Below are 252 nucleotides of genomic sequence, written 5' to 3'. Positions count from 1 at the left end.
CTAAATGAAATAAATGATATATTCCATCCTCTTCATATATCCAAAATCCCATAAAATTTCCTTCTGGTGCATACAGATTCATATTTTTCACCTCTTTAGTATGTCTAGTACTTCATCTAACGTAGGTAGTGCTGACATAGCTCCTTTTTGAAACAGCACAAGCTCCACATACATTAGCAATCTTAGCAAAATATTTAATATCGTCTAGTGTAATATCTTCAAAGTTTTTCCACAGCTTGCAATTGAATAAAG

The organism is Thermobrachium celere DSM 8682, from assembly GCF_000430995.1.
Classification (GTDB): Bacteria; Bacillota; Clostridia; order Clostridiales; family Caloramatoraceae; genus Thermobrachium; species Thermobrachium celere.
Note: the sequence above shows the minus strand (reverse complement) of the source record.